Here is a 19,808-nt window from a genome sequence, read left to right as displayed (position 1 = left end):
GACTTCACATGATTCAGATGCAGAGTGTGCTCGATGTGGCCGACAACTCGGGCGCCAAGAAGGTGTTTTGCATCAAGGTTCTCGGCGGCTCCAAGCGCAAGTACGCCTCCATCGGCGACGTCATCGTCGTGTCGATCCGCGAGGCCCTGCCCAACTCCAAGGTGAAGAAGGGTGACGTGGCCAAGGCCGTCATCGTCCGCACCCGTCGCGAGGTGGGTCGTGCGGATGGCAGCTACATCAAGTTCGACGGCAACTCGGCGGTCCTCATCAACAAGGACCTGGAGCCCATCGGGACGCGCATCTTTGGGCCGGTGGCCCGTGAGCTGCGTGCCCGCAAGTTCATGAAGATCATCTCGCTGGCGCCCGAGGTCCTCTAAGAGGACGCAGGCCTGACGGCGAACAGCCAGAGTGAGGAAGCCATGCAGAAGCTGAAAGTCGGTGACACCATCCAGGTCATCTCCGGGTCTGAGCGCTCGGAGAAGACGCCGGCGACCAAGCGCGGCAAGGTGCTGAAGGTTGACCGGGAGGCGGGCCGCGTGACGGTCGAGGGCCTGCGCCTGGTCAAGCGCCACCTGCGCAAGACGCCGCAGTCCCCCGAGGGCGGCATCATCGAGAAGCCGGGCACCATCGCGCTCTCGAACGTCCAGGTGGTCTGCGCCAAGTGCGACAAGCCGACCCGCGTCGGCATCCGCAAGGAGGGAGAGTCCTCCAAGCGGTTCTGCAAGCAGTGTGACGCCCTGATTGACTAGGGGTCGGTGTTCGGGCATGTATGCGCGCCCCTTGCCCCACCTCGTGGTGGGGCAAGCGGGCGTGCACGTCCAGAGAGCTGAAATGGTTGAGCGCTCTGGGTGTTTCCACGTTCTAGACGCAGGACTGATCGGGCGCGCTGGGTCATGACGGCGTTCCGAAGCAGAGGACTGAAAGATGGCTGACGAGAAGAAGGCCGACTCGAAGGAAAAGAAGAGCAAGAAGCGCGGCAAGGAAGAAGCCAAGAAGGTCGGCTTCGCCGCGAACATCGAGGAGGGCCTGAAGGCCCGCTCGGCGCGGCTCAAGGACCGCTTCCGCGCGGAAGGCGTTCCTGCGCTGATGAAGGAACTGGGGCTCGGAAACCCCATGGAAGTGCCGCGGCTGGAGAAGATCGTCGTCAACATGGGTCTGGGCGAGGCGCTCGCCAACAACAAGATCCTGGAGTCGGCGGTGGACCAGCTGGCCGCCATCACCGGTCAGAAGCCGGTCGTGACCCGCGCGCGCAAGTCCATCGCGAACTTCAAGCTGCGCCAGGGCCAGGCCATCGGTGCCGCCGTCACGCTGCGCGGCGACCGCATGTTCGAGTTCATGGACCGCCTCATCACCGTCGCGCTGCCCCGCGTTCGTGACTTCAAGGGCGTGTCTCCGAAGGCCTTCGACGGGAAGGGCAACTACACGCTCGGCGTGCGTGAGCAGATCATCTTCCCGGAAATCAACTACGATCAGATCGAAAAGGTGAAGGGGCTCAACATCAGCTTCGTCACCACCGCCCGGAACGACGAGCAGGGCCTCGCGCTGATGCGTCACTTCGGCATGCCGTTCCGTCAGTAACCGAGCCCAGGACTCCCATCGATCATGGCCAAGCTCTCCAAGATTGCCCAGGCGAAGCGCAAGCTGAAGTTCCCCGTGCGTCAGTACAACCGCTGCGGTCTCTGCGGTCGTCCTCGCGCCTTCCTGCGCAAGTTCAAGATGTGCCGTATCTGCCTGCGTCACCGCGCCCTGCGCGGTGAGATCACCGGCGTCACCAAGTCGTCCTGGTAGGCGCTGGACCCGGAACCCCGTCCCTGTCCTGAAGAGGGCAGGGCGGTGTCCGGTTGAAGTGGATGTGAAGTGGCGGTTGTCGCGAACCCCCGGGATGGGCCCGGCAGGCGCGGTGGCCGCGGATGCGGTGAGTCCCCATGGGACCGCTGCTTTGCTTGAAGGTGCTTCATGCCGGTCAATGATCCCGTCGGCGACATGCTGACCCGCCTGCGCAATGCCTCGCGTGCGCGGCACGACAAGGTCGTCATCCCCCACTCGAAGCTCAAGGTGGAGATCGTCAAGGTCCTCAAGGACGAGGGCTACATCGGGGATTTCACCATCCACGAGGTCGCTCCGCAGAACGAGATCACCGTCCAGCTGAAGTACGGCCCGGATCGCAGCCCGGCCATCACCGGCATCCGCCGCGTGTCCAAGCCCGGCCTGCGTCGCTATGTCGCGGTGCGCGACATCCAGCCGGTGCTCGGCGGCATGGGCATCTCCATTCTCTCCACCTCGCGCGGCATCCTGGTGGACACCGAGGCGCGGAAGCAGAAGGTCGGCGGCGAGCTGCTCTGCACGGTCTACTAGCCAGGAGCCTGGGTGTAGCGCTCCGAGAGGAGCGCGCCCCGGGCGACGACAGCACGAGGCAATCATGAGTCGGATTGGAAAACTGGCGATCAAGCTTGGCGACAAGACGAAGGTCAACGTCGCCAACCAGCAGGTCAACTTCGAAGGCCCCAAGGGCAAGCTGTCCGTCAAGCTCCCCGCCAAGGTGAAGGTGGAGGTGAAGGACGGCCAGGTGACGGTTCAGCGTGAGGATGACTCGCGCGAGGCCCGCAGCCTGCACGGCCTGACGCGGACCATCCTCGCCAACGCGGCGAAGGGCGTGTCCACGGGCTTCGAGAAGCGCCTCGACATTCGCGGCGTTGGTTTCCGCGCGGAAGTAAAGGGCAAGGCCATCCACTTCTCGCTCGGCTACTCCCACCCGGTGGTGTTCAACCTGCCGGAGGGCGTGACGGCGGAAGTCGACAAGACCTCCCGCACCGAGGACAGCCTTCCCACGGTGGGGCTCACGCTCCGCTCGGCGGACAAGGAAGTCCTGGGCGCCACGGCGGTCAACATCCGCTCGCTGCGTCCGCCGGAGCCCTACAAGGGCAAGGGCATCAAGTACGCCGAGGAGCGCATCCGTCGCAAGGAGGGCAAGACCGGTACGACCTAGTCGTCGCCGCGTCTTCGCCGAGCATTCAACCCCGCCGGACCTTGAGGTCTGGCGGAATCATCCGGCGGCGGAAGGCCGCATCGCCGCCGGACGGAAAAGGAAGCAGCCATGTCCAAGACTGTCGAGCAGCGCCTCAAGAGGAAGAACCGCATCCGCAAGAAGCTCTCCGGAACCACGGAGCGTCCGCGGCTGTCGGTCTACAAGAGCCTCAAGCACATCTACGCGCAGGTGGTGGACGACTCCACCGGTCGCACGCTGGCGTTCGCGTCGTCCCTGTCCAAGGAGCTGAAGGGCAAGGACGAGGGCGACAAGAAGGCCGACGCGAAGCGCGTGGGCTCCCTCATCGCGGAGAAGTGCAAGGCCGCCAACGTCGATGCGGTGGTGTTCGACCGCAACGGCTTCCCTTACCATGGGCGCATCGCCGCCGTGGCTGACGCCGCGCGCGAGGCCGGCCTGAAGTTCTAGGTACCAGAAAGGAATTCCTCAAGTGGCAACTCCGATCAATCCGAACGATCTGGACCTGACCGACCGCGTGGTGAACATCAACCGTGTGGCCAAGGTGGTGAAGGGTGGCCGCCGGTTCTCGTTCGCCGCGCTTGTCGTGGTGGGCGATGGCAACGGGCACGTGGGCGTGGGCCTGGGCAAGGCCAACGAAGTCCCCGAGGCCATCCGCAAGGGCGGCGAGAACGCGAAGAAGAACCTGTTCCGCGTTCCTCGCATGGGCCACACCATCCCGCACGAGATCCTGGGGCACTTCGGTGCCGGCTGGGTGCTCCTGAAGCCGGCCTCCGAAGGTACCGGCGTCATCGCCGGTGGCGCGGTGCGTGCGGTGCTGGAGGCGGCGGGCATCCGCAACATCCTGACCAAGAGCCAGGGTTCGCGGAATCCTCACAACGTGCTGAAGGCCACGGTCGCGGGCCTGAAGCTGCTGCGGAGCGCGGAGCAGGTCGCGCGGCTGCGTGGCAAGGACGTCGAGACTCAGAAGCTCGCGGGCGAGGCGAGGGGTTAGTCATGGCGCTCAAGGTGAAGCTGACGAAGAGCTACTCGGGTTCTTCCGAGGACATGCTGGCCACCATCAAGGGCCTCGGTCTGAAGAAGTTCGGCGACGAGCGGCTGTTGAAGGACACCCCGGCGGTGCGCGGCATGGTGTTCAAGGTGAAGCACCTGGTCTCCCTGGAGACGGTCAGCCAGGAGGCCCCGGCGCCCAAGCGCCGCAAGCCCCGGAAGATTGTCGCCCGGGACCGCGCCCTGGAGCGCCTGGCCGCCACGGCCAAGGCCTGAGAACTGAGGATCCAACATGAGCATCCTGACCAATCTGAAGCGCCCTGAGGGCTCCTGGCACCGCAAGAAGCGCGTGGGCCGTGGCCAGGGTAGCGGCCTGGGCAAGACGGCCGGCCGCGGCGGCAAGGGCCAGAAGGCCCGCTCCGGCAACATGCGGTTCGAGGGCTTCGAAGGCGGCCAGAGCCCGCTGCAGCGCCGCCTGCCGAAGTTCGGCTTCAACCCGCCCAACCGCACCGTCTACGCGGTGGTGAACCTGGGCGACCTGGAGCACACGTTCGACGCCGGCGCCACGGTGGACGAGGCCGCGCTGAAGCAGGCGGGCCTGGTCAAGGGCCGTTATGATGGCGTGAAGGTCCTGGCTCACGGCGAGCTCGCCAAGAAGCTCACCGTGAAGGTGAACAAGGTGTCCGCGGCGGCTCGCGAGAACATCGAGAAGGCGGGCGGCTCCGTGGAGGAGCTCCCCCTGGTGGCGCACAAGCCGGAGGCGGCCGCCAAGGCCCACGCCGGCAAGGGCGTCAAGGCTCCTCGCCAGCCCCGGGCGTAGGCGTGACCGGCGCGCATCACGGTGATGTGGTGCGCGCCCCCAGCCTTGTGTAGGCTTCCGCGCCCCTTTCCGGAACCGGAGAGGGGCGTTTGTTGTTGCTGGCAGAACCTCTTGAAGAGGATGGCATTACCGTGGCCTTGAACGCCTTCGCCAACGTCTTCCGCATCGCGGAGCTGCGCAGCCGGCTTGCGTACACGCTCGTGCTGCTGTCCGTCTACCGCATCGGCATTTTCATCAACACGCCGGGCGTGGACCGCTCCGCGATGAACGCGTTCATGGACGCCCAGAAACAATCGGGCGGCCTCGTATCGCTGTTCAACCTCTTCTCCGGCGGCGCGCTGGAGCAGATGTCCATCTTCGGCCTGGGCATCATGCCGTACGTGAGCGCCTCCATCATCATCCAGCTCTTGGCGGTGGTCGTGCCCAGCCTGGAGCGCCTGCAGAAGGAAGGCGCCGCGGGCCGCCAGAAGATCAACCAGTACACGCGCTACGGCAGCATCGTGCTGTCCATCGTGCAGGGCGTGGGCATCTCGCGGTGGCTGGCCTCGCTGGGCCGCTCCGACGCGGGGCAGGGCGGCTTCAACCAGGTGGTGGTGCCCAACGACAACCTCTGGTTCACCTTCATGACGGTGGTGAGCCTCACGGCGGGCACGGCCTTCATCATGTGGCTGGGTGAGCGCATCACCGAGCGCGGCATCGGCAACGGCATCTCGCTCATCATCTTCGCGGGCATCGTGGCGCGCGTGCTGCCCGGCGCGAAGACGCTGCTGGACCTGACGACGCAGGAAGTGGTGAACGTGGCCGCGGTGCTGGGCCTGCTCTTCTTCATGCTCCTCATCATCGGCGTGGTGGTCTACGTGGAGCGGGGCATGCGGCGCGTGCCCATCCAGTACGCCAAGCGCATGGCGGGCCGGCGCATGTTCGCGGGCCAGGCCACGTACTTCCCCATGAAGGTGAACGCCTCGGGCGTGATTCCCCCCATCTTCGCCGGCGCGGTGCTTTCCTTCCCGGCGACGCTGGGCGCGTGGTTCCCCTTCCTGCAGGGCTTCCAGCGCAGCATCGAGGGCAACCTCTGGGTCTACAACGGCCTGTTCGTGCTGCTGGTGGTGTTCTTCTCCTACTTCTACACGGCGCTCACGTTCCGGCCGGATGACGTGGCGGACAACATCAAGAAGCAGGGCGGCTACATCCCCGGCATCCGCCCGGGCCGTCAGACGGCGGAGTTCATCGAGCGCACGCTCAACCGCCTCACGTTCGGTGGCGCCATCTACCTGGCCGTCATCTGCGTGATTCCGTCCGTCATCAGCAGCGTGCTGGGTGTGCGGTTCACCTTCGGCGGTACGGCGCTCCTCATCGTCGTGGGCGTGGCGCTGGACACGGTGCAGCAGATCGAGGGTCACCTCATCAGCCGCAACTACGAAGGCTTCGCGGGTCCTCGCGGTCCGCGCATCCGTGGTCGGGTCCGCGTGGCGGCCTGACGGCAGTCGGTTGTGTTCCGGGCGCCTCTCTCCATTGGTGGGGAGGGGCGCCTCGTCGTTCAAGGGTGGACGTAGGTACAAAGGAGCGACATGAACCTCATCCTCTTGGGGCCGCCGAACGCCGGGAAGGGAACCCAGGCGAAGAAGCTCTACGCGGACTTCCAGATCCCGCAGATCTCCACCGGCGACATCCTGCGCAAGGCCGTGAAGGAGGGCACGCCGCTGGGCAAGGTGGCCGGTCCTCTGATGGCCGCGGGGCAATACGTCCCGGACGATGTCGTCATCGGCATCGTGGAGGAGCGGCTGAAGGAGTCGGACGTGGCCCAGGGCTTCGTGCTCGACGGCTTCCCCCGCACGCCGGGACAGGCGGACGCGCTGGACCGGATGCTGGAGCGTCTGGGCAAGCAGCTCAACGCCGTGGTGTCGCTCGAGGTCCCGCACTCGACGCTGGTCGAGCGTGGCTCCGGCCGGCGTGTGTGCCCCAATGACGGGGCCGTCTACCACGTCACCCAGAGCCCGCCGAAGCGCGCGGGGCTGTGCGACAGGTGCAGCACGGAGCTCGTGCAGCGTCCGGATGACACGCCGGAGGTCATCGAGAAGCGCCTGCAGAAGTACGACGCGGAGACGTCCCCGCTGAAGGACTTCTACGCGAAGAAGGGGCTGCTCAAGAGCGTGGACGGCGTCGGGTCTCCGGAGGGCATCTACGAGGAGATCAAGAAGGCCGCTGGCCGTCCTGCCTGAGTCTGGGGCAGCCAGCGCGGCGAGGGCAGGGCCGGTCAGGACTGCCACCCCACCGGTCACGGGTTCCCGACAGAGCAGTGGGCCGATAGGGGAAAGGGGCGAATGAACCCGGTTGCGCTCAAGGGTCCGGATGAGATCTCCCTGATGCGGGAAGCAGGGCGGATCGTCTGTGAAATCCTGGACGAACTGGAGAAGGCAGTGGCGCCCGGCGTCTCCACGTGGGAGTTGGACGCCCTGGCCGAGCAGCTCATCGCCAAGAAGGGCGCCCGGCCAGCGTTCAAGGGCTACCACGGTTTTCCGGGCGTTCTGTGCGCCTCCGTGAACCAGGAGGTCGTCCACGGCATCCCCAACCGGAAGCGCAGGTTGGTGGCCGGGGATCTGATGAAGCTGGACTTCGGGGTGGTCTTCCGGGGCTTCTTCGGGGACTCGGCACGCACGGTCCCGGTGGGGAAGGTGACGCCAGAGGCCCAGGCCCTGGTGGATGTCACCAGGCAGTCCCTGGAGAAGGCCATCCAGGCGATGCAACCGGGCAACCGGATTGGCGACATTGGCCACGCGGTACAGAGTCACGTGGAGGCCCGGGGGTTCTCCGTGGTCCGGGACTTCACGGGGCACGGGATTGGCCGGAAGCTGCACGAGCCGCCGCAGGTGCCCAACTACGGGCAGGCGGGCTCCGGGATGAAGCTGCGGCCAGGCATGGTCCTGGCGGTGGAACCGATGGTGAACCAGGGGATGCCCGACGTGGAGGTCCTGGAGGACGAGTGGACGGCCGTCACCGTGGACGGCAAGTTGTCCGCCCACTTCGAGCACACCATCCTGATCTCGGAGCGGGGGCCGGAAGTGCTGACCCGGCGTCGATGAGGGCCCCCGGACCCCGGGTGAAATAGGGTGATGTCAGAGGGTGTTGATAGAGGTCCAGATTTCAGATCGCGCGGCGCTTGCTACTTACGGACCAAAGTGTTATCCCGCCGCGCTTCCAGAAGGTTCGTGGTCCGGGAAGAAGGTTGACGCTTGCCGAAGGATGATTCCATCGAAGTCGAGGGGACCGTCATGGAACCCCTACCGAACGCGATGTTCCGCGTGGTGCTGGACAACGGCCACAAGGTGCTCGCGCACATCTCGGGTAAGATGCGGATGCACTTCATCCGTATTCTCCCGGGCGACAAGGTGAAGGTCGAGTTGTCGCCGTATGACCTGACCCGTGGACGGATCACGTACCGGGCCAAGTAATTCGCGCCGGCCGCCTGTGCGGACCGGCTGTCGTACTTTTCACCGCTGAAGGAAGGAAGTTCGCTCCATGAAGGTTCGGGCGTCCGTCAAGAAGATCTGCGACAAGTGCAAGGTTGTTCGCCGCAAGGGCATCGTGCGCATCATTTGCGCCTCCAACCCCCGGCACAAGCAGCGCCAGGGCTAAAGAGTCCCCAGGGACTCTTCAGCCTCAGACCAACTCCACAACGAAGGAAGACCGAAGATGGCTCGTATCGCCGGCATCGATCTGCCGCCCAACAAGCGTGCGGTGATCTCGCTTCAGTACATCTACGGGATCGGTAACAAGACCGCGCACGACATCATCGAGGCGGCGGGCATCGATCTCACCACCCGGACCAAGGACCTCACCGAGGACCAGGCTCGAAAGATCCGCGAGATCATCGAGGCCAACTACAAGGTCGAGGGTGACCTCCGGCGCGAGGTGACCATGAACATCAAGCGGCTGATGGACCTGGGTTGCTACCGGGGTCTGCGTCACCGCAAGGGTCTTCCGGTCCGCGGCCAGCGCACCCACACCAACGCGCGCACCCGCAAGGGCCCCAAGCGCGGCATCGTTCGCGCGAAGCCGGCCGCTCCGGCCCGCTAAACCCTCTGGCGCCCGCCGCCTCACCCCGTGTGAGGCGCGGGCGTTGATCACCTACTCCCAGGAGCAGCGATTCACATGGCTGACGAGATCAATACCGCCGCCGCGCCGGCCGGTGCCGAGGGTGGCGAGACCCCTGCGGCGAAGAAGAGCAAGCGCAAGGGCAAGAAGAACATCCTCAACGGCGTGGTCCACATCCAGTCCACGTTCAACAACACCATCATCACGATCACGGACGTGTCCGGGAACGTGATCTCCTGGTCGTCGGCCGGGGCGCGCGGCTTCAAGGGCAGCCGCAAGTCCACGCCGTTCGCGGCGCAGGTGGCCGCAGGCGACGCCGCGGCGAAGGCGATGGAGCACGGCCTGAAGACCGTGACGGTGTTCGTGAAGGGCCCGGGCGCGGGCCGTGAGTCGGCGCTGCGCGCGCTGGCCGCCGCCGGCCTGAAGATCAGCCTCATCCGCGACGTGACGCCCATCCCGCACAACGGCTGCCGTCAGCCCAAGCGCCGCCGCGTCTAATCACCGCTTCGGGCCGGGGACCTGCCTCGCGGCGGGCCCGGCTCCAGACCATCTGCAAGGAGAGTTTCCGTGGCTCGTTATACCGCGAGCGCCTGCCGTATCTGCCGGCGCGAGAACCTGAAGATGTACCTCAAGGGCGACCGTTGCTACACGGACAAGTGCGCCATCGAGCGCCGCCCCTATCCCCCCGGTCAGCACGGCCAGGGCCGCGTGAAGTTCTCCGGCTACGGCGTGCAGCTGCGCGAGAAGCAGAAGGTCAAGCGCATGTACGGCCTGCTCGAGAACCAGTTCCGCGGGTACTACCACCGCGCGTCCGCGGCCAAGGGCAAGACGGGTGAGAACCTGCTGCAGCAGCTGGAGCTCCGTCTGGACAACGTGGTGTTCCGCATGGGCTTCGCGGACACGCGCAACGAGGCGCGCCAGCTGGTGCGTCACGGTCACTTCCAGGTCAACGGCCGCCGGGTGAACATCCCGTCGTTCGCCGTGAAGCCGGGCAGCGCGGTGGAAGTGGCGGAGAAGAGCCGCAAGGTGCTCCGCATCTCCGAGGCGCTGGAGACGGTGGACCGCCGTGGCGTTCCGCAGTGGATCGACCTGGACAAGAAGGCGTTCAAGGGCACGGTCAAGACGGTCCCGAACCGCGAGGACCTGACGATGCCCATCCAGGAGCAGCTCATCGTCGAACTGTACTCGAAGTAAGCAGGGATGCCGGGCCCGCTTCGCGGTGGGCCCCTCCCGCGGTGGACGCCCTGGCCGACGAGGCCGGGGCGTTGTCGCTTTGTCGCCTGTCGTTTCATCGCCTGGAGGGCGCGTCCTGCGCGCACCGGGCGAGGCTGTTACGCAGTCCCCCCGCGTGCCCGTCCTCCCGTCACCCTGACGGGGAAGTCGGTGATGGCGCACGACCAGAGGAGCAGTCCCCATGGCCGACACGTTTGTTGCGAAGAACTGGCGCGACCTCATCAAGCCGCGCCGCATGGAAGTGGACCAGGACTCGCTGAGCCCCACGTACGGCAAGTTCGTGGCGGAGCCGCTGGAACGCGGCTTCGGGACGACGCTGGGCAACTCGCTGCGGCGGGTGCTGCTGTCGTCGCTGCAGGGCGCGGCCATCACCTCCGTGAAGATTGAGGGCGTGGACCACGAGTTCACGACCATCCCCGAGGTGGCCGAGGACGTCACGGACGTCGTGTTGAACCTGAAGGAGGTCCTCCTCCGGATGCACACGAACGAGACGAAGACGCTGCGCATCGAGGTGGAGGGCCCCAAGGAAGTGAAGGCGGGCGACCTCATCGCGGACCAGGACGTGGAGATCCTGAACCCGGGTCACCACATCTGCACCGTGTCCGAGGGTGGCAAGGTGCGCATGGAGCTGTCGTGCCGCCGGGGCCGGGGCTACGTGCCGGCGTCCACCAACAAGGTGGCGGGCGCGCCCATCGGGACCATCCCCATCGACTCGCTCTTCTCGCCCATCCGCAAGGTGAACTACCAGGTCACCAACGCGCGCGTCGGTCAGGTCACGGACTACGACAAGCTGTCGCTCGAGGTCTGGACGGACGGCTCCGTGGTGCCGCAGGACGCGGTGGCGTACGCGGCGAAGATCATCAAGGAGCAGCTCACGGTGTTCGTGAACTTCGACGAGACCGAGGAGCCGGTCGTCGCCGAGGCGCCGAAGGAAGAGGCCAAGCTCAACGAGAACCTGTTCCGCTCGGTGGACGAGCTGGAGCTGTCGGTGCGCTCCGCCAACTGCCTGCAGCAGGCGAATATCAAGTCCATCGGTGACCTGGTCCAGCGCACCGAGGCGGAGATGCTCAAGACGAAGAACTTCGGCCGCAAGTCCCTGAAGGAGATCAAGGAGATCCTCGCGGAGATGGGCCTGTCGCTGGGCATGAAGCTGGAGAACTGGCCGCCGAAGAACGCGCCGGCTCCCGCGGCCCCCAAGGCCTGAGAAGCGTCGTCGTTTCCTGAAGCACCTGCCCTGGCTGTCCACTGACACGGCTTCACGGTGGCGCGATGGCAGGGGGCCCTGGTACACAGGGCCCGATTCAACGGCGGCCCCTGGTGTCGGGGCCGTCCTTCCCACCCGGTACCTGATACGGCCGGAGTGGTGGGGCACTCAGCGAGAGGCCCCGGAGCACGCGCCATGCGTCATAAGGTCGGACAGAGGAAGCTGCACCGCACCACGAGCCACCGTCTCGCGATGCTGAACAACATGGTCACGTCCCTGCTGGAGCACGGGGCCATCCGCACCACCGTTCCCAAGGCGAAGGAAGTCCGTCCGCTGGCCGAGCGCATCATCACGCTCGCCAAGCGCGGTGGCCTGTCCAACGTGCGCCTTGCTGCCCGCACCGTGAAGGACCGCACGGTCCTCCAGAAGGTGTTCAGCGAGTACAAGGAGCGTTACGCCTCCCGTCCGGGTGGCTACACCCGCATCGTGCGCCTGGGCTTCCGCCGGGGCGACGCCGCGGAGATGGCCCTCATCGAGCTGGTGGACCGTCCCGCGAAGGCTCCGGCCGCCGCCGAGACGACCGAGGCTCCCGCCGAGGCGAAGACCGAGGGTTGAGCCGTTCCCCGTGCCCGGGTCTCACGTGAGTGAGGCCCGGCCGGGCTGAAGCAGCACAAAGGGCGCCTTCCTGCTTCAGGAGGGCGCCCTTCGTGTTTCCGGCGTCTGGGGAGACGCGCGCGGCGCCTACTTCTTCGGCGCGCGGAGACGCTCCCACTCCTCCTGGAGGGAGGGCGTGAGGTCGGCCTTGTCGTCCGCGCTCTTCATCGTCAGTGCCTGGAAGCGCAGGTCCGCGGGCGCGGAGCCGCCGTTCTTCCCCAGCAGCTGCTTGGGCGTGATGGTGACGAAGTTGCCGGGCAGCACCTCGGCCACCACCGCCTTGTACTCGTTGTTCACGGTGATGATGACGTCGCGCCAGGCGTCCTTGCTCTCGTTCCAGATGGTGACGGAGGGCCGGTCCAGCTTGTCGCTGAGCACCAGGCGCGCGTCCATGTCACCGGTGTCCATGGAGCTGCCCGGGCACGCGATGCCAAGGCTTGCGACGGACAGGACGAGCCAGCCCGCGACGATGCCGGCCTTGTACTTGAAGAAGCGGTCACTCGCGCGGAAGTCCGCGAACTGCTCCTTCAGGATGGAGAAGGCGTTGAGGACGACGTTGGACGTCTCCGCGGCGACACGCTTGCCCAGGGGACCTTCCGGCTTCGGCTTCTCCAGGGGGGCCGCGCGGGCGGCGCTCACGGCGCGCATGCCGGGGCTGGTGGCCGCGCGGGGCTGGGTGCCGGGGTTGCTGGGAGGGGAGGGTTTGCGCGCGTCGCTCATCGGAAGTCGAGTGTAGAGGGGGCGGTGCGCTGGTGGCTACTGGCCCTTGAGCACCTGCAGGGCCTTGCTGGCCACCGCGTTGTCGGGCTGGGTCTCCAGCACCTTCCCCAGCCAGCGCTCCGCTTCGCTCGCGGCCTTCTGGCGGTCCTCGGGACGGCGGGCCTTCTGGGCCTCCTCGGTGTAGAGCAGGCCCAGGCGCAGGGCGAATTCGGTGTTCTCCGGGTCCTTGTCCGCCACGGCCTTCAGCTCGCGCTGCGCGGCCGCGTAGTCCCCCTGCAACTGGTACACGAGCGACAGCTTGCCGCGCGCGGCCACCGAGTCCGGCGTCAGCGTCACCGCCACCAGGAAGGCCTCCTTCGCGGTGTCCAGGTCCCGGGCCTCCAGGCGCAGGTCACCCAGGCGGAACCAGGCCAGGTCCAGCAGCGGGTTGAGCGTCACGGCCTTCTCGAAGGCGGTGCGTGCCGCGTCCGTGCGCTGACGCGTCAGGTACAGCTCCCCCAGGTAGAGCTGGTTCTTGCCGTCCTGGGGCGCGCGCTCGATGGCCTGTTTGAACTCGTCCACGGCGCGGCCGGCGTCATCCAGGCGCTGGTAGGCCAGCCCCAGCAGGGCGTGCACCACGGCCAGGTCCGGGTAGTCGTGGAGGATCTCCTCGAAGGCGATGACGGCGTGCTGGGGCGCGTCCAGCTCGTGCAGGTAGCGCATGCCCTCCTCGAGCTTCGCCTCCGCCGCCTTGGGGAAGTTCTGGAACGGGTCCGCCAGCGGGTTCATCAGCGCCCGCGCGGTGGCGACCTCCGCGGGGGTGGGGTTGCCGCGCACGACGGTGCCCAGGGCCTCCACGGCGCCCGCGGTGTCGCCCGTGCGGGCCAGGGCCTTGGCCAGGGGCAGCTTCCAGCCCGCGCGCTCCGGGGCCAGCTCCACGGCCTTGCGCAGCGGGCCCAGGGCGGCGGCGTACTGCTCGGACTCCAGGCGCGCCACGCCCAGGCGGTAGTGGAACTCCGCGGTGGTGGGGGACAGCGCGATGGCGCGCTCGAAGGCGGCCACGGTGGGGGCGCCGGCGTCGCGGGCCCTCGAGAAGAGCGTCAGGCCCAGCATGTACTGGTCCACCGCGCGCTCGTTCTTCGCGATGGCCTGGCGCAGCTCCTCCGTCCAGGCGTCCGCGCGGCCGGCCTTCACCTGGGCCTCGGTGAGAGCGCGGGCCACGTCCACGTCGTCCGGCGTGCGCGCGTGCAGCTCCCTCAGGAGCTTCACCGCCTCATCCGGCTGGTTGCCGTCCAGGTACGCGCGCGCCTGGGCCTGGGGCGACAGCGCGGGGGCCTGGGCCTGGCCATGGCCGCAGCCGGTGGCGAGCAGCCCCAGGCCCAGGAGGGCGGCGGGCCAGCGGAGCGTGCAGAGGCGGTTCGAGGGCGGCGTCAGGGGCACGGGGAGCTCAGGAGGCCTTGGAGGTGACGGAGGAGGCAAGCTGCGCGACGCCCTCGCGGTTCGGCGCGGCGACGGCGGTGTCCGGATCCCCGCCCTTGCCGCCCAGGGAGAGGCTGTCGGCGATGACCTGCGCGCGCACGGCGCGGGCCAGGCCCTCGCGGTCGTTGTCCGCGAAGCCGGTGGTGTCGATGGGGCGGCCAATCTTCACGCGCACCGGGCCCGGGGTGATGTTCCACGAGTTCTTGGGCATCACGTTGTCGGTGCCTTCGATGGTGACGGGGCAGATGGGCACCCGGGCCTTGAGCGCGAGCGCGAAGGGGCCCTTCTTGAAGGGCAGCACGCGGCCGTCCGGGGAGCGGGTGCCCTCCGGGTACAGGAAGATGCTGGTGCCCGCGCGGATCTTCCGGGCGGCCTTCTCCAATGACGCGATGGCCGACGCGCGGTCCCCACGGTTGATGAAGATGTGGCCCGCGAGCCAGAGGTACCAGCCGATGAACGGGACGAAGCGCAGCTGCGACTTGGCGACGAAGCGGAAGTCCACCGGCACGGCGAGGAAATGGGCCGGGATGTCGAGCGTGGACAGGTGGTTGCCCACGTAGATGGTGGGCCGCTTCGGGTCCACGTTCTCCCCGCCAATGACCTCCAGCTTCGCGCCCCCGGCCCAGAGGAGCACGGGCGACCAGAGCCTGCGGGCGACGGCGACCGAACGCGACGGGTTGAGCGTCACCAGCATGGCGAGGCAGGCCAGCGGGAAGCAGACCATGGACCAGACCGTGACCACGAAGATGCACCACAGCTTGCGCAGCATGCGTCGCCTTTCCTCCTACCGGGGGACCTGCGTGCCGGAAGGACCCCGGGGGTGCCGCTCCCCCGTCGTGCAGGCAGGCGGCGCGGCATGGGCGCCGGCTCGGGCTCCTGGACGTGCGGAACGGGGCGGGGGCATGCACTTTATCTACCATGGCTCCCCTCGCCATTGTTTCTGGTGAATGCCGCTCGCTGGGGTTACAAGCAAGGGTGGCGTGGCCAGGAAAAAGTTCATCGCCATCGCGGGCAACATCGGGGCCGGAAAGACGGAGCTCACGTCCTTCCTGTGCCGGAAGTACGGCCTCACGCCGTCCTTCGAGCCCAATGACCAGAACCCCTACCTCGCGGACTTCTACAAGGACATGAAGACGTGGGCGTTCCGCTCGCAGCTCTTCTTCCTGACGCACAAGTTCCGCCTGCACCGGGAACTGGAGCGCACGCCGGGCACCGTGCTCCAGGACCGGACCCTCTACGAAGACGCGGAAATCTTCGCCAAGAACCTCCACCGGCAGCGGCTCATCGACAAGCGCGACTGGTCCACCTACTGGGAGCTGTACCAGACCATCTCCCAGGCGCTCCGGCCGCCCGACCTGATGATCTACCTGCGCTGCCCGGTCATCACCCTGAAGGAGCGCATCCGGCTGCGCGGCCGGTCCATGGAGAAGGACATCCCGACCGCCTACCTGAAGCGCCTCAATGCCCTCTACGAAGAGTGGTTCGAGGGCTACTCGCTGTCACCGGTGCTGGTGCTGGGGACGGACAAGCTGGACTACCTCACCGACCTGGTGGACCGCGTGGACCTCTTCCGACAGATTGAGAAGCACCTGTGAAGGAGGTCTATGTCCTGGCCACCGAGCAGTCCGTGCCGCCCTCTCTTGACGCGCTGCGCGCGGTGTTCGCCACGGACGAGGTGGAGTTCGTTCCGCACGAGGGCGACTGGGGCTTCACCGTGCGGGCGGACGGCTCGGAGGTGAAGGTGGTGCTCAAGCCCCTGAGCGACGGCCGTCCTCGCGTTCCCCAGGAGCTGTTCAGCGGCAGCCCGGAGGCCTTCGCTCGCGTGGAGAAGTCTCAGGCCTGCTATGCGTTCCTCCTGGAGCCGGGCGGCGCGCAGCCCACGCTGCCCGTCTTCGAGGCGCTGTGGACCGTGCGCACGCTGATGGAGCAGGCGCCGGGCGTGCTCGTGGACCTGACGGCGTTCAAGCTTCACGAGCCCGAGGACGTGGTCGAGATCACCGAGCTGGACTTCGACATCCGCGACCACGTGCACCTGCACGCCATCGAGCTGGCGGAAGGGGACACGCCGCTGTGGGTGCACTCGCACGGGATGGAGAAGTTCGGCGCGCGCGACGTCGAAATCTTCCACCTGGGCGAGGGCGACCTGCTGGCCGCGGAGAGCTTCCTCCACGAGCTGTGCACGGACCTGGCGTTCGCGCAGGGGCCGGCGCTGCGCTCGGAGGTGGCCACCAGCGAGGGGCAGAGCTTCACCCTGGTGCCATCGGAAGAAGCCCGCGCGAACCTGCTGGGCGTGCCGCTGGATGCCTTCGAGGGCCACGAGGGGCTGTTCCTCACGGTGGTGTCGCCCCTGGGCCGGCACAACACGGCGGAGCTCCTGGCGACGTACCGGGAGCGCTTCGCCAAGGAGCCGGCCGAGCAGACCCAGGCCATGCACGAGGAGGCGCAGGCGCTGCTGCCCGCGTTCCTGGCGCGCTTCCAGCGCAAGGGGTTGATGGAGCCCCTCACGTTCCTGGTGCGGGCCCCCTTCGAGACGCACCCGGAGGGCGAGGTGGTGGTGGAGAACCTGTGGCTGGAGGCGGTGACCCGGGACGAGGGCTCCGTCGTGGGCCGGCTGGTGGATGGCGCGGTGCACACCACGGAGTGGCGCAAGGGGGCCCACGTGGAGGTGGAGGAGAAGCAGATCAACGCCCTGGCCATCGCCCGGGAGGGCCGCGCGCTCAACGAGTCCGAGCTGCGCGCTCTTTTGAACGCCGAACGCCCCATGTAGCGCCGCGCGTCCAACCCGACGCGTCTTGCGGGCGCCCCTCGGGGCACTGCTAGGCTGTTCGTCCGCATGCCGGCATTGCTGCTGCTCACGGGCCCCTCGGCGGGGCGCCGGTACGAGGTCGTCTCCCAGCTGACCCTCGGCCGCAGCCCCTCCTGCGACATCCCGCTGGAAGACGACCAGGTGTCGCGCCGCCACGCGCAGCTGTTCCTGGACACCGTCGCGGGACAGGTGCGGCTGCGCGACCTGGGCTCCACCAACGGCACGCTGCTCAACGGGCAGCGGCTGGCGCTCCAGGAAGAGGCGGTGCTGCGGCCGGGTGACCGGATGCGCGTGGGCGCCACCATCGCGGTCTATGAGCCGCCGCCGGTGTCCATCGTCGACGAGCCCTCTGGCGTGGTCGCTCCGGAGCCGGAGCACGTGCCCATCGAGGAGGTGCTGCCGCACGTGGGCGCGGCCGCGGCGATGTACTCGGCGGGGACGGCGCTGCTGGGGGCCACCAGCGAGGCCATGGTGCTGCGGCGGCTGTCGGAGGAGACGGTGCACGCGCTCAACGCGGACCGCGCCGCGGCGCTCCTGAGCGGGCCGGAGGGGCTTCGCACGGCGGCGGTGTCCGGCGCTGCTTCCGTGGAGGTGCCTCGCTCGCTGGTGCAGGCGGCGCTGGAGCGCAAGGAATTGGGGCGGACGGACACGGCGCTGTGCTCGCCGCTGGTGGCTTCGGGTGGGATGCCGTTCGGCGTGCTGTACGTGGAGCGCGAGGAGTCGCCGTTCACCGAGGGTGAGGGGCAACTGCTCGCATCGCTGGGGCGCCTGGGCGGCGAGGCCTATACGGCGGTGCGCTCGCGCGGTGAAGCGGAGGCCGCGGAGACGCCGTGGGTGACGCCGCTGGGAACATCGCGGGCGTTCCGGGGCGTGGTGGAGGAGGCGCGGCGTGCGGCGGGCAGCGCCGCCCCGGTGGTGCTGTACGGCGAGCCGGGCACGGGCAAGGCGCTGCTCGCGCACTTCATCCACGGGAAGTCTCCGCGCGCGCTGGGGCCCTGGGTGACGGTGGAGTGCCGCCAGTCCCTGGAAGCCGTGGAGGTGGCGCTCTTCGGCCGTGCGGGCGCGCCCGGCCAGCCCCCGGTGACGTCCGCGGTGCTGCGCGCGGACGCGGGCACGCTGCTGCTTCGCCACGTGGAAGCGCTGCCCCGTCCGGCGGCGGAGCGGCTGGCGCGGATGCTGGCCCGTCGCGCGGCTCCGGCACGGCAGGGCGGAGAAGAGCCGGTGGACGTGCGCATCGTCGCCACCAGTGCTTCACCGGTGTCGCGGCTCGCGTCCCGGGGAGAGTTCGACGCGGCGCTGGCCCGGGGGCTCACGGGCTTCGAGCTGGAGGTCCCACCCCTGCGGGAGCGGCGAGGGGACGTGCCGGTACTGCTGGAGCACTTCGCGCTGCGCGGAGCCCGGCAGGGCGGGCGGGAGGCGCCAGTGCTGGGACCGGAGGCCCGGCGCCTCCTGGCCGAGTATCCGTGGCCGCAGAACGTGCGCGAGCTGGAGTTGGTCGCGGAGCGGCTGGGGCGCGTGTACGCGGCGGGTCACGTGGGCATCCCGCAGCTGCCTCCGGAGGTGCGCGAGGGCGCGGTGGGGCAGGCGCCCCGCACGTTGCAGGAGCAGGTGGCCCGGCTGGAGCGTGACGCCATCGCGGAGGCGCTTCGCGAGTCCGGCTGGAAGAAGGTCCGCGCGGCGGAGCTCCTGGGCATCAGCCGGCCCACGCTCGACCGGAAGATGGAGGAGTACGGGCTGACGCTGGAGCGGGGGACTCGCGGCTGAGCGCGGTCAGGCCTTCGTGATGGCGCTGTCCTTGCGGCGGCTGATCAACACGCCCGTGAGGATGAGCGCCGCGCCGAGCACCTGGAGCAGGGTGGGGCGCTCACCGCGGACGGCCCAGGCGGTGAGGGCGGCCACCACGGGGATGCCGGTGCCATAGAGCGTCGTGCGGTTGGTGCCCACCTGCTGCACGCTGCGGAACCATACGAAGTACGCGAGCACCAGCGGCACCAGCGCCGAATACACGAGCGCGACCCAGCCCGCGGCGCTCACGCGCGACGCGTCCATCCCGACGACCTGGGACGCGCCGGCCAGCACGACCCCCGGGGCTCCCGTGAGCATGGTGATGGCGGTGACGCGCAGCGCGGAGATGCCCTCTCCCACGGCCCGCGTGCCCACCGTGTAGATGGCCCAGCACAGCGAGCTGCCGACGATCAGCGCATCGCCCGTCCACGTCGCCGCGCCCAGGTTCGGGCCTCGTGCACCGACGACCAGCAGCGTGCCCACCACCGCCAGCGAGAGCCCCGCGACGACCGGGCGCCGCAGCCGTTCGATGCCCAGCGCGGCTCCAAGCGCCGCCGTCACCACCGGGCTCACCGCCGTGAGCATGCCGCTGTTGGCCGCCGTGGTCCGGGCGAGCCCTTCGATGAAGCACAGCTGGTACAGCGTGTTGCCCACGAACCCCAGCGCGGTGAGCCGCAGGAACGCCTTCCACGGCATCGGCTTGTGGCCCTCCACCGCGAGCAACACGAGCCCCATCGCGAGCGCGGCGAGCCCGAAGCGCAGCGACATGAAGGCCCGCGCCGGCATGCCCTCCAGGGCGTCCTTCACCAGGGTGTAGTTCGTCCCCCAGACGACCACGACGGCGATCATCGCCAGGTCGGAGGCGGAGAGGAGACGGGCAGGCGCTGCGACCGCGGGCGACGAGGTGCTCACGGCGGCGGGGCATAGGGCGGCGCGGGTCCGGATGCAACCGACGGGGCTGCAATGAACGCACAGGCCCGCACCGCTGCCCTGTCAGGTGACACGCACGCGCGGTGCTCCGGGCCGACGTTTCCCCACGCCCGTG

General features: G+C 68.3%; 27 protein-coding genes. 23 read left to right on the top strand and 4 right to left on the bottom strand.

The window, feature by feature from the left end:
* Window positions 1-8 precede the first annotated feature (8 nt).
* The 20 genes from rplN to rplQ all read left to right on the top strand — a co-directional run bounded on the left by rplN (window position 9) and on the right by rplQ (window position 11,955).
* The gene (gene rplN / locus JYJ93_RS27815) at window positions 9-377 is read left to right on the top strand and encodes a 50S ribosomal protein L14 (RefSeq protein ID WP_014395870.1); all 369 of its coding nucleotides are present in this window, start codon (window positions 9-11) and stop codon (window positions 375-377) included.
* Between the two features lie 42 nt (window positions 378-419).
* On the top strand, window positions 420-749 hold the full coding sequence (gene rplX, locus JYJ93_RS27810; protein WP_014395871.1) for a 50S ribosomal protein L24: 330 nt from the start codon (window positions 420-422) through the stop codon (window positions 747-749).
* 175 nt (window positions 750-924) lie between these two features.
* Window positions 925-1,578 carry a 50S ribosomal protein L5 gene (gene rplE / locus JYJ93_RS27805; protein WP_014395872.1) on the top strand — a complete coding sequence of 218 codons (654 nt, stop codon included), beginning with the start codon at window positions 925-927 and terminating at the stop codon, window positions 1,576-1,578.
* Between the two features lie 24 nt (window positions 1,579-1,602).
* On the top strand, window positions 1,603-1,788 hold the full coding sequence (locus JYJ93_RS27800) for a type Z 30S ribosomal protein S14 (RefSeq protein WP_014395873.1): 186 nt from the start codon (window positions 1,603-1,605) through the stop codon (window positions 1,786-1,788).
* 168 nt (window positions 1,789-1,956) lie between these two features.
* Window positions 1,957-2,355, top strand: a complete 399-nt coding sequence (gene rpsH, locus JYJ93_RS27795; RefSeq protein WP_014395874.1) for a 30S ribosomal protein S8 — start codon at window positions 1,957-1,959, stop codon at window positions 2,353-2,355.
* A gap of 64 nt (window positions 2,356-2,419) precedes the next feature.
* Window positions 2,420-2,986: a 50S ribosomal protein L6 gene (gene rplF, locus JYJ93_RS27790; RefSeq protein WP_014395875.1), complete on the top strand. Its 567-nt coding sequence runs from the start codon at window positions 2,420-2,422 to the stop codon at window positions 2,984-2,986.
* Window positions 2,987-3,094: 108 nt separating this feature from the next.
* Window positions 3,095-3,451: a 50S ribosomal protein L18 gene (gene rplR / locus JYJ93_RS27785; RefSeq protein WP_120567151.1), complete on the top strand. Its 357-nt coding sequence runs from the start codon at window positions 3,095-3,097 to the stop codon at window positions 3,449-3,451.
* 22 nt (window positions 3,452-3,473) lie between these two features.
* On the top strand, window positions 3,474-3,995 hold the full coding sequence (gene rpsE / locus JYJ93_RS27780) for a 30S ribosomal protein S5 (RefSeq protein ID WP_014395877.1): 522 nt from the start codon (window positions 3,474-3,476) through the stop codon (window positions 3,993-3,995).
* A gap of 2 nt (window positions 3,996-3,997) precedes the next feature.
* Window positions 3,998-4,267: a 50S ribosomal protein L30 gene (gene rpmD / locus JYJ93_RS27775; RefSeq protein WP_120552129.1), complete on the top strand. Its 270-nt coding sequence runs from the start codon at window positions 3,998-4,000 to the stop codon at window positions 4,265-4,267.
* Window positions 4,268-4,283: 16 nt separating this feature from the next.
* Window positions 4,284-4,811 carry a 50S ribosomal protein L15 gene (gene rplO / locus JYJ93_RS27770; RefSeq protein ID WP_206797047.1) on the top strand — a complete coding sequence of 176 codons (528 nt, stop codon included), beginning with the start codon at window positions 4,284-4,286 and terminating at the stop codon, window positions 4,809-4,811.
* 131 nt (window positions 4,812-4,942) lie between these two features.
* Entirely contained in the window at window positions 4,943-6,289 is a 1,347-nt protein-coding gene (gene secY / locus JYJ93_RS27765) for a preprotein translocase subunit SecY (RefSeq protein WP_206797045.1), read from the top strand.
* A gap of 90 nt (window positions 6,290-6,379) precedes the next feature.
* The gene (locus JYJ93_RS27760) at window positions 6,380-7,030 is read left to right on the top strand and encodes an adenylate kinase (protein WP_206797043.1); all 651 of its coding nucleotides are present in this window, start codon (window positions 6,380-6,382) and stop codon (window positions 7,028-7,030) included.
* 102 nt (window positions 7,031-7,132) lie between these two features.
* On the top strand, window positions 7,133-7,891 hold the full coding sequence (map, locus tag JYJ93_RS27755) for a type I methionyl aminopeptidase (RefSeq protein WP_206797041.1): 759 nt from the start codon (window positions 7,133-7,135) through the stop codon (window positions 7,889-7,891).
* A 150-nt stretch (window positions 7,892-8,041) separates the two neighbouring features.
* Window positions 8,042-8,260: a translation initiation factor IF-1 gene (gene infA / locus JYJ93_RS27750; RefSeq protein WP_002614803.1), complete on the top strand. Its 219-nt coding sequence runs from the start codon at window positions 8,042-8,044 to the stop codon at window positions 8,258-8,260.
* 67 nt (window positions 8,261-8,327) lie between these two features.
* A complete protein-coding gene (gene rpmJ / locus JYJ93_RS27745; RefSeq protein WP_043321360.1) occupies window positions 8,328-8,444 on the top strand; it encodes a 50S ribosomal protein L36 in 117 nt (38 codons plus the stop codon).
* 57 nt (window positions 8,445-8,501) lie between these two features.
* On the top strand, window positions 8,502-8,885 hold the full coding sequence (rpsM, locus tag JYJ93_RS27740) for a 30S ribosomal protein S13 (RefSeq protein WP_014395883.1): 384 nt from the start codon (window positions 8,502-8,504) through the stop codon (window positions 8,883-8,885).
* A 75-nt stretch (window positions 8,886-8,960) separates the two neighbouring features.
* Window positions 8,961-9,401, top strand: a complete 441-nt coding sequence (gene rpsK, locus JYJ93_RS27735; RefSeq protein WP_014395884.1) for a 30S ribosomal protein S11 — start codon at window positions 8,961-8,963, stop codon at window positions 9,399-9,401.
* Window positions 9,402-9,470: 69 nt separating this feature from the next.
* Window positions 9,471-10,097, top strand: coding sequence for a 30S ribosomal protein S4 (gene rpsD / locus JYJ93_RS27730; protein ID WP_014395885.1), 627 nt, complete (start codon window positions 9,471-9,473; stop codon window positions 10,095-10,097).
* 220 nt (window positions 10,098-10,317) lie between these two features.
* On the top strand, window positions 10,318-11,340 hold the full coding sequence (locus JYJ93_RS27725) for a DNA-directed RNA polymerase subunit alpha (RefSeq protein ID WP_206797039.1): 1,023 nt from the start codon (window positions 10,318-10,320) through the stop codon (window positions 11,338-11,340).
* A 195-nt stretch (window positions 11,341-11,535) separates the two neighbouring features.
* Entirely contained in the window at window positions 11,536-11,955 is a 420-nt protein-coding gene (gene rplQ, locus JYJ93_RS27720) for a 50S ribosomal protein L17 (RefSeq protein WP_120567144.1), read from the top strand.
* A 126-nt stretch (window positions 11,956-12,081) separates the two neighbouring features.
* On the opposite strand, the gene JYJ93_RS27715 is transcribed toward rplQ, so the two are convergent.
* Genes JYJ93_RS27715 through JYJ93_RS27705 form a run of 3 tightly spaced genes read right to left on the bottom strand, consistent with a single transcriptional unit; the run spans window position 12,082 to window position 14,941 of the window.
* Window positions 12,082-12,714, bottom strand: coding sequence for a hypothetical protein (locus JYJ93_RS27715; protein ID WP_206797036.1), 633 nt, complete (start codon window positions 12,712-12,714; stop codon window positions 12,082-12,084).
* A 36-nt stretch (window positions 12,715-12,750) separates the two neighbouring features.
* Window positions 12,751-14,133 carry a tetratricopeptide repeat protein gene (locus tag JYJ93_RS27710; RefSeq protein ID WP_206797028.1) on the bottom strand — a complete coding sequence of 461 codons (1,383 nt, stop codon included), beginning with the start codon at window positions 14,131-14,133 and terminating at the stop codon, window positions 12,751-12,753.
* Window positions 14,134-14,140: 7 nt separating this feature from the next.
* A complete protein-coding gene (locus tag JYJ93_RS27705) occupies window positions 14,141-14,941 on the bottom strand; it encodes a lysophospholipid acyltransferase family protein (RefSeq protein WP_206797026.1) in 801 nt (266 codons plus the stop codon).
* Between the two features lie 211 nt (window positions 14,942-15,152).
* On the opposite strand from JYJ93_RS27705, the gene JYJ93_RS27700 reads away from it, so the two are divergent.
* The 3 genes from JYJ93_RS27700 to JYJ93_RS27690 all read left to right on the top strand — a co-directional run bounded on the left by JYJ93_RS27700 (window position 15,153) and on the right by JYJ93_RS27690 (window position 18,742).
* Entirely contained in the window at window positions 15,153-15,767 is a 615-nt protein-coding gene (locus tag JYJ93_RS27700) for a deoxynucleoside kinase (RefSeq protein WP_206797024.1), read from the top strand.
* On the top strand, window positions 15,764-16,939 hold the full coding sequence (locus tag JYJ93_RS27695; RefSeq protein WP_206797010.1) for a DUF2314 domain-containing protein: 1,176 nt from the start codon (window positions 15,764-15,766) through the stop codon (window positions 16,937-16,939). Before JYJ93_RS27700 ends, JYJ93_RS27695 begins: the two co-directional genes overlap by 4 nt.
* A 66-nt stretch (window positions 16,940-17,005) precedes the next feature.
* Window positions 17,006-18,742: an FHA domain-containing protein gene (locus tag JYJ93_RS27690; RefSeq protein ID WP_206797001.1), complete on the top strand. Its 1,737-nt coding sequence runs from the start codon at window positions 17,006-17,008 to the stop codon at window positions 18,740-18,742.
* Between the two features lie 6 nt (window positions 18,743-18,748).
* On the opposite strand, the gene JYJ93_RS27685 is transcribed toward JYJ93_RS27690, so the two are convergent.
* Window positions 18,749-19,675 carry an EamA family transporter gene (locus tag JYJ93_RS27685; RefSeq protein ID WP_206796993.1) on the bottom strand — a complete coding sequence of 309 codons (927 nt, stop codon included), beginning with the start codon at window positions 19,673-19,675 and terminating at the stop codon, window positions 18,749-18,751.
* Window positions 19,676-19,808: the final 133 nt, after the last annotated feature.

It is taken from the genome of Corallococcus sp. NCSPR001, assembly GCF_017309135.1.
GTDB lineage: Bacteria > Myxococcota > Myxococcia > Myxococcales > Myxococcaceae > Corallococcus.
Note: the sequence above shows the minus strand (reverse complement) of the source record. Positions and strands in the feature narration are given on the sequence as shown.

Coding starts and splice junctions, on each gene's coding strand:
- rplN (WP_014395870.1), top strand. CDS start 9: ATGATTCAGATGCAGAGTGTGCTCGATGTGGCCGACAACTCGGGCGCC.
- rplX (WP_014395871.1), top strand. CDS start 420: ATGCAGAAGCTGAAAGTCGGTGACACCATCCAGGTCATCTCCGGGTCT.
- rplE (WP_014395872.1), top strand. CDS start 925: ATGGCTGACGAGAAGAAGGCCGACTCGAAGGAAAAGAAGAGCAAGAAG.
- JYJ93_RS27800 (WP_014395873.1), top strand. CDS start 1,603: ATGGCCAAGCTCTCCAAGATTGCCCAGGCGAAGCGCAAGCTGAAGTTC.
- rpsH (WP_014395874.1), top strand. CDS start 1,957: ATGCCGGTCAATGATCCCGTCGGCGACATGCTGACCCGCCTGCGCAAT.
- rplF (WP_014395875.1), top strand. CDS start 2,420: ATGAGTCGGATTGGAAAACTGGCGATCAAGCTTGGCGACAAGACGAAG.
- rplR (WP_120567151.1), top strand. CDS start 3,095: ATGTCCAAGACTGTCGAGCAGCGCCTCAAGAGGAAGAACCGCATCCGC.
- rpmD (WP_120552129.1), top strand. CDS start 3,998: ATGGCGCTCAAGGTGAAGCTGACGAAGAGCTACTCGGGTTCTTCCGAG.
- rplO (WP_206797047.1), top strand. CDS start 4,284: ATGAGCATCCTGACCAATCTGAAGCGCCCTGAGGGCTCCTGGCACCGC.
- JYJ93_RS27760 (WP_206797043.1), top strand. CDS start 6,380: ATGAACCTCATCCTCTTGGGGCCGCCGAACGCCGGGAAGGGAACCCAG.
- map (WP_206797041.1), top strand. CDS start 7,133: ATGAACCCGGTTGCGCTCAAGGGTCCGGATGAGATCTCCCTGATGCGG.
- rpmJ (WP_043321360.1), top strand. CDS start 8,328: ATGAAGGTTCGGGCGTCCGTCAAGAAGATCTGCGACAAGTGCAAGGTT.
- rpsM (WP_014395883.1), top strand. CDS start 8,502: ATGGCTCGTATCGCCGGCATCGATCTGCCGCCCAACAAGCGTGCGGTG.
- rpsK (WP_014395884.1), top strand. CDS start 8,961: ATGGCTGACGAGATCAATACCGCCGCCGCGCCGGCCGGTGCCGAGGGT.
- JYJ93_RS27725 (WP_206797039.1), top strand. CDS start 10,318: ATGGCCGACACGTTTGTTGCGAAGAACTGGCGCGACCTCATCAAGCCG.
- rplQ (WP_120567144.1), top strand. CDS start 11,536: ATGCGTCATAAGGTCGGACAGAGGAAGCTGCACCGCACCACGAGCCAC.
- JYJ93_RS27715 (WP_206797036.1), bottom strand. CDS start 12,714: ATGAGCGACGCGCGCAAACCCTCCCCTCCCAGCAACCCCGGCACCCAG.
- JYJ93_RS27705 (WP_206797026.1), bottom strand. CDS start 14,941: ATGCTGCGCAAGCTGTGGTGCATCTTCGTGGTCACGGTCTGGTCCATG.
- JYJ93_RS27690 (WP_206797001.1), top strand. CDS start 17,006: ATGCCGGCATTGCTGCTGCTCACGGGCCCCTCGGCGGGGCGCCGGTAC.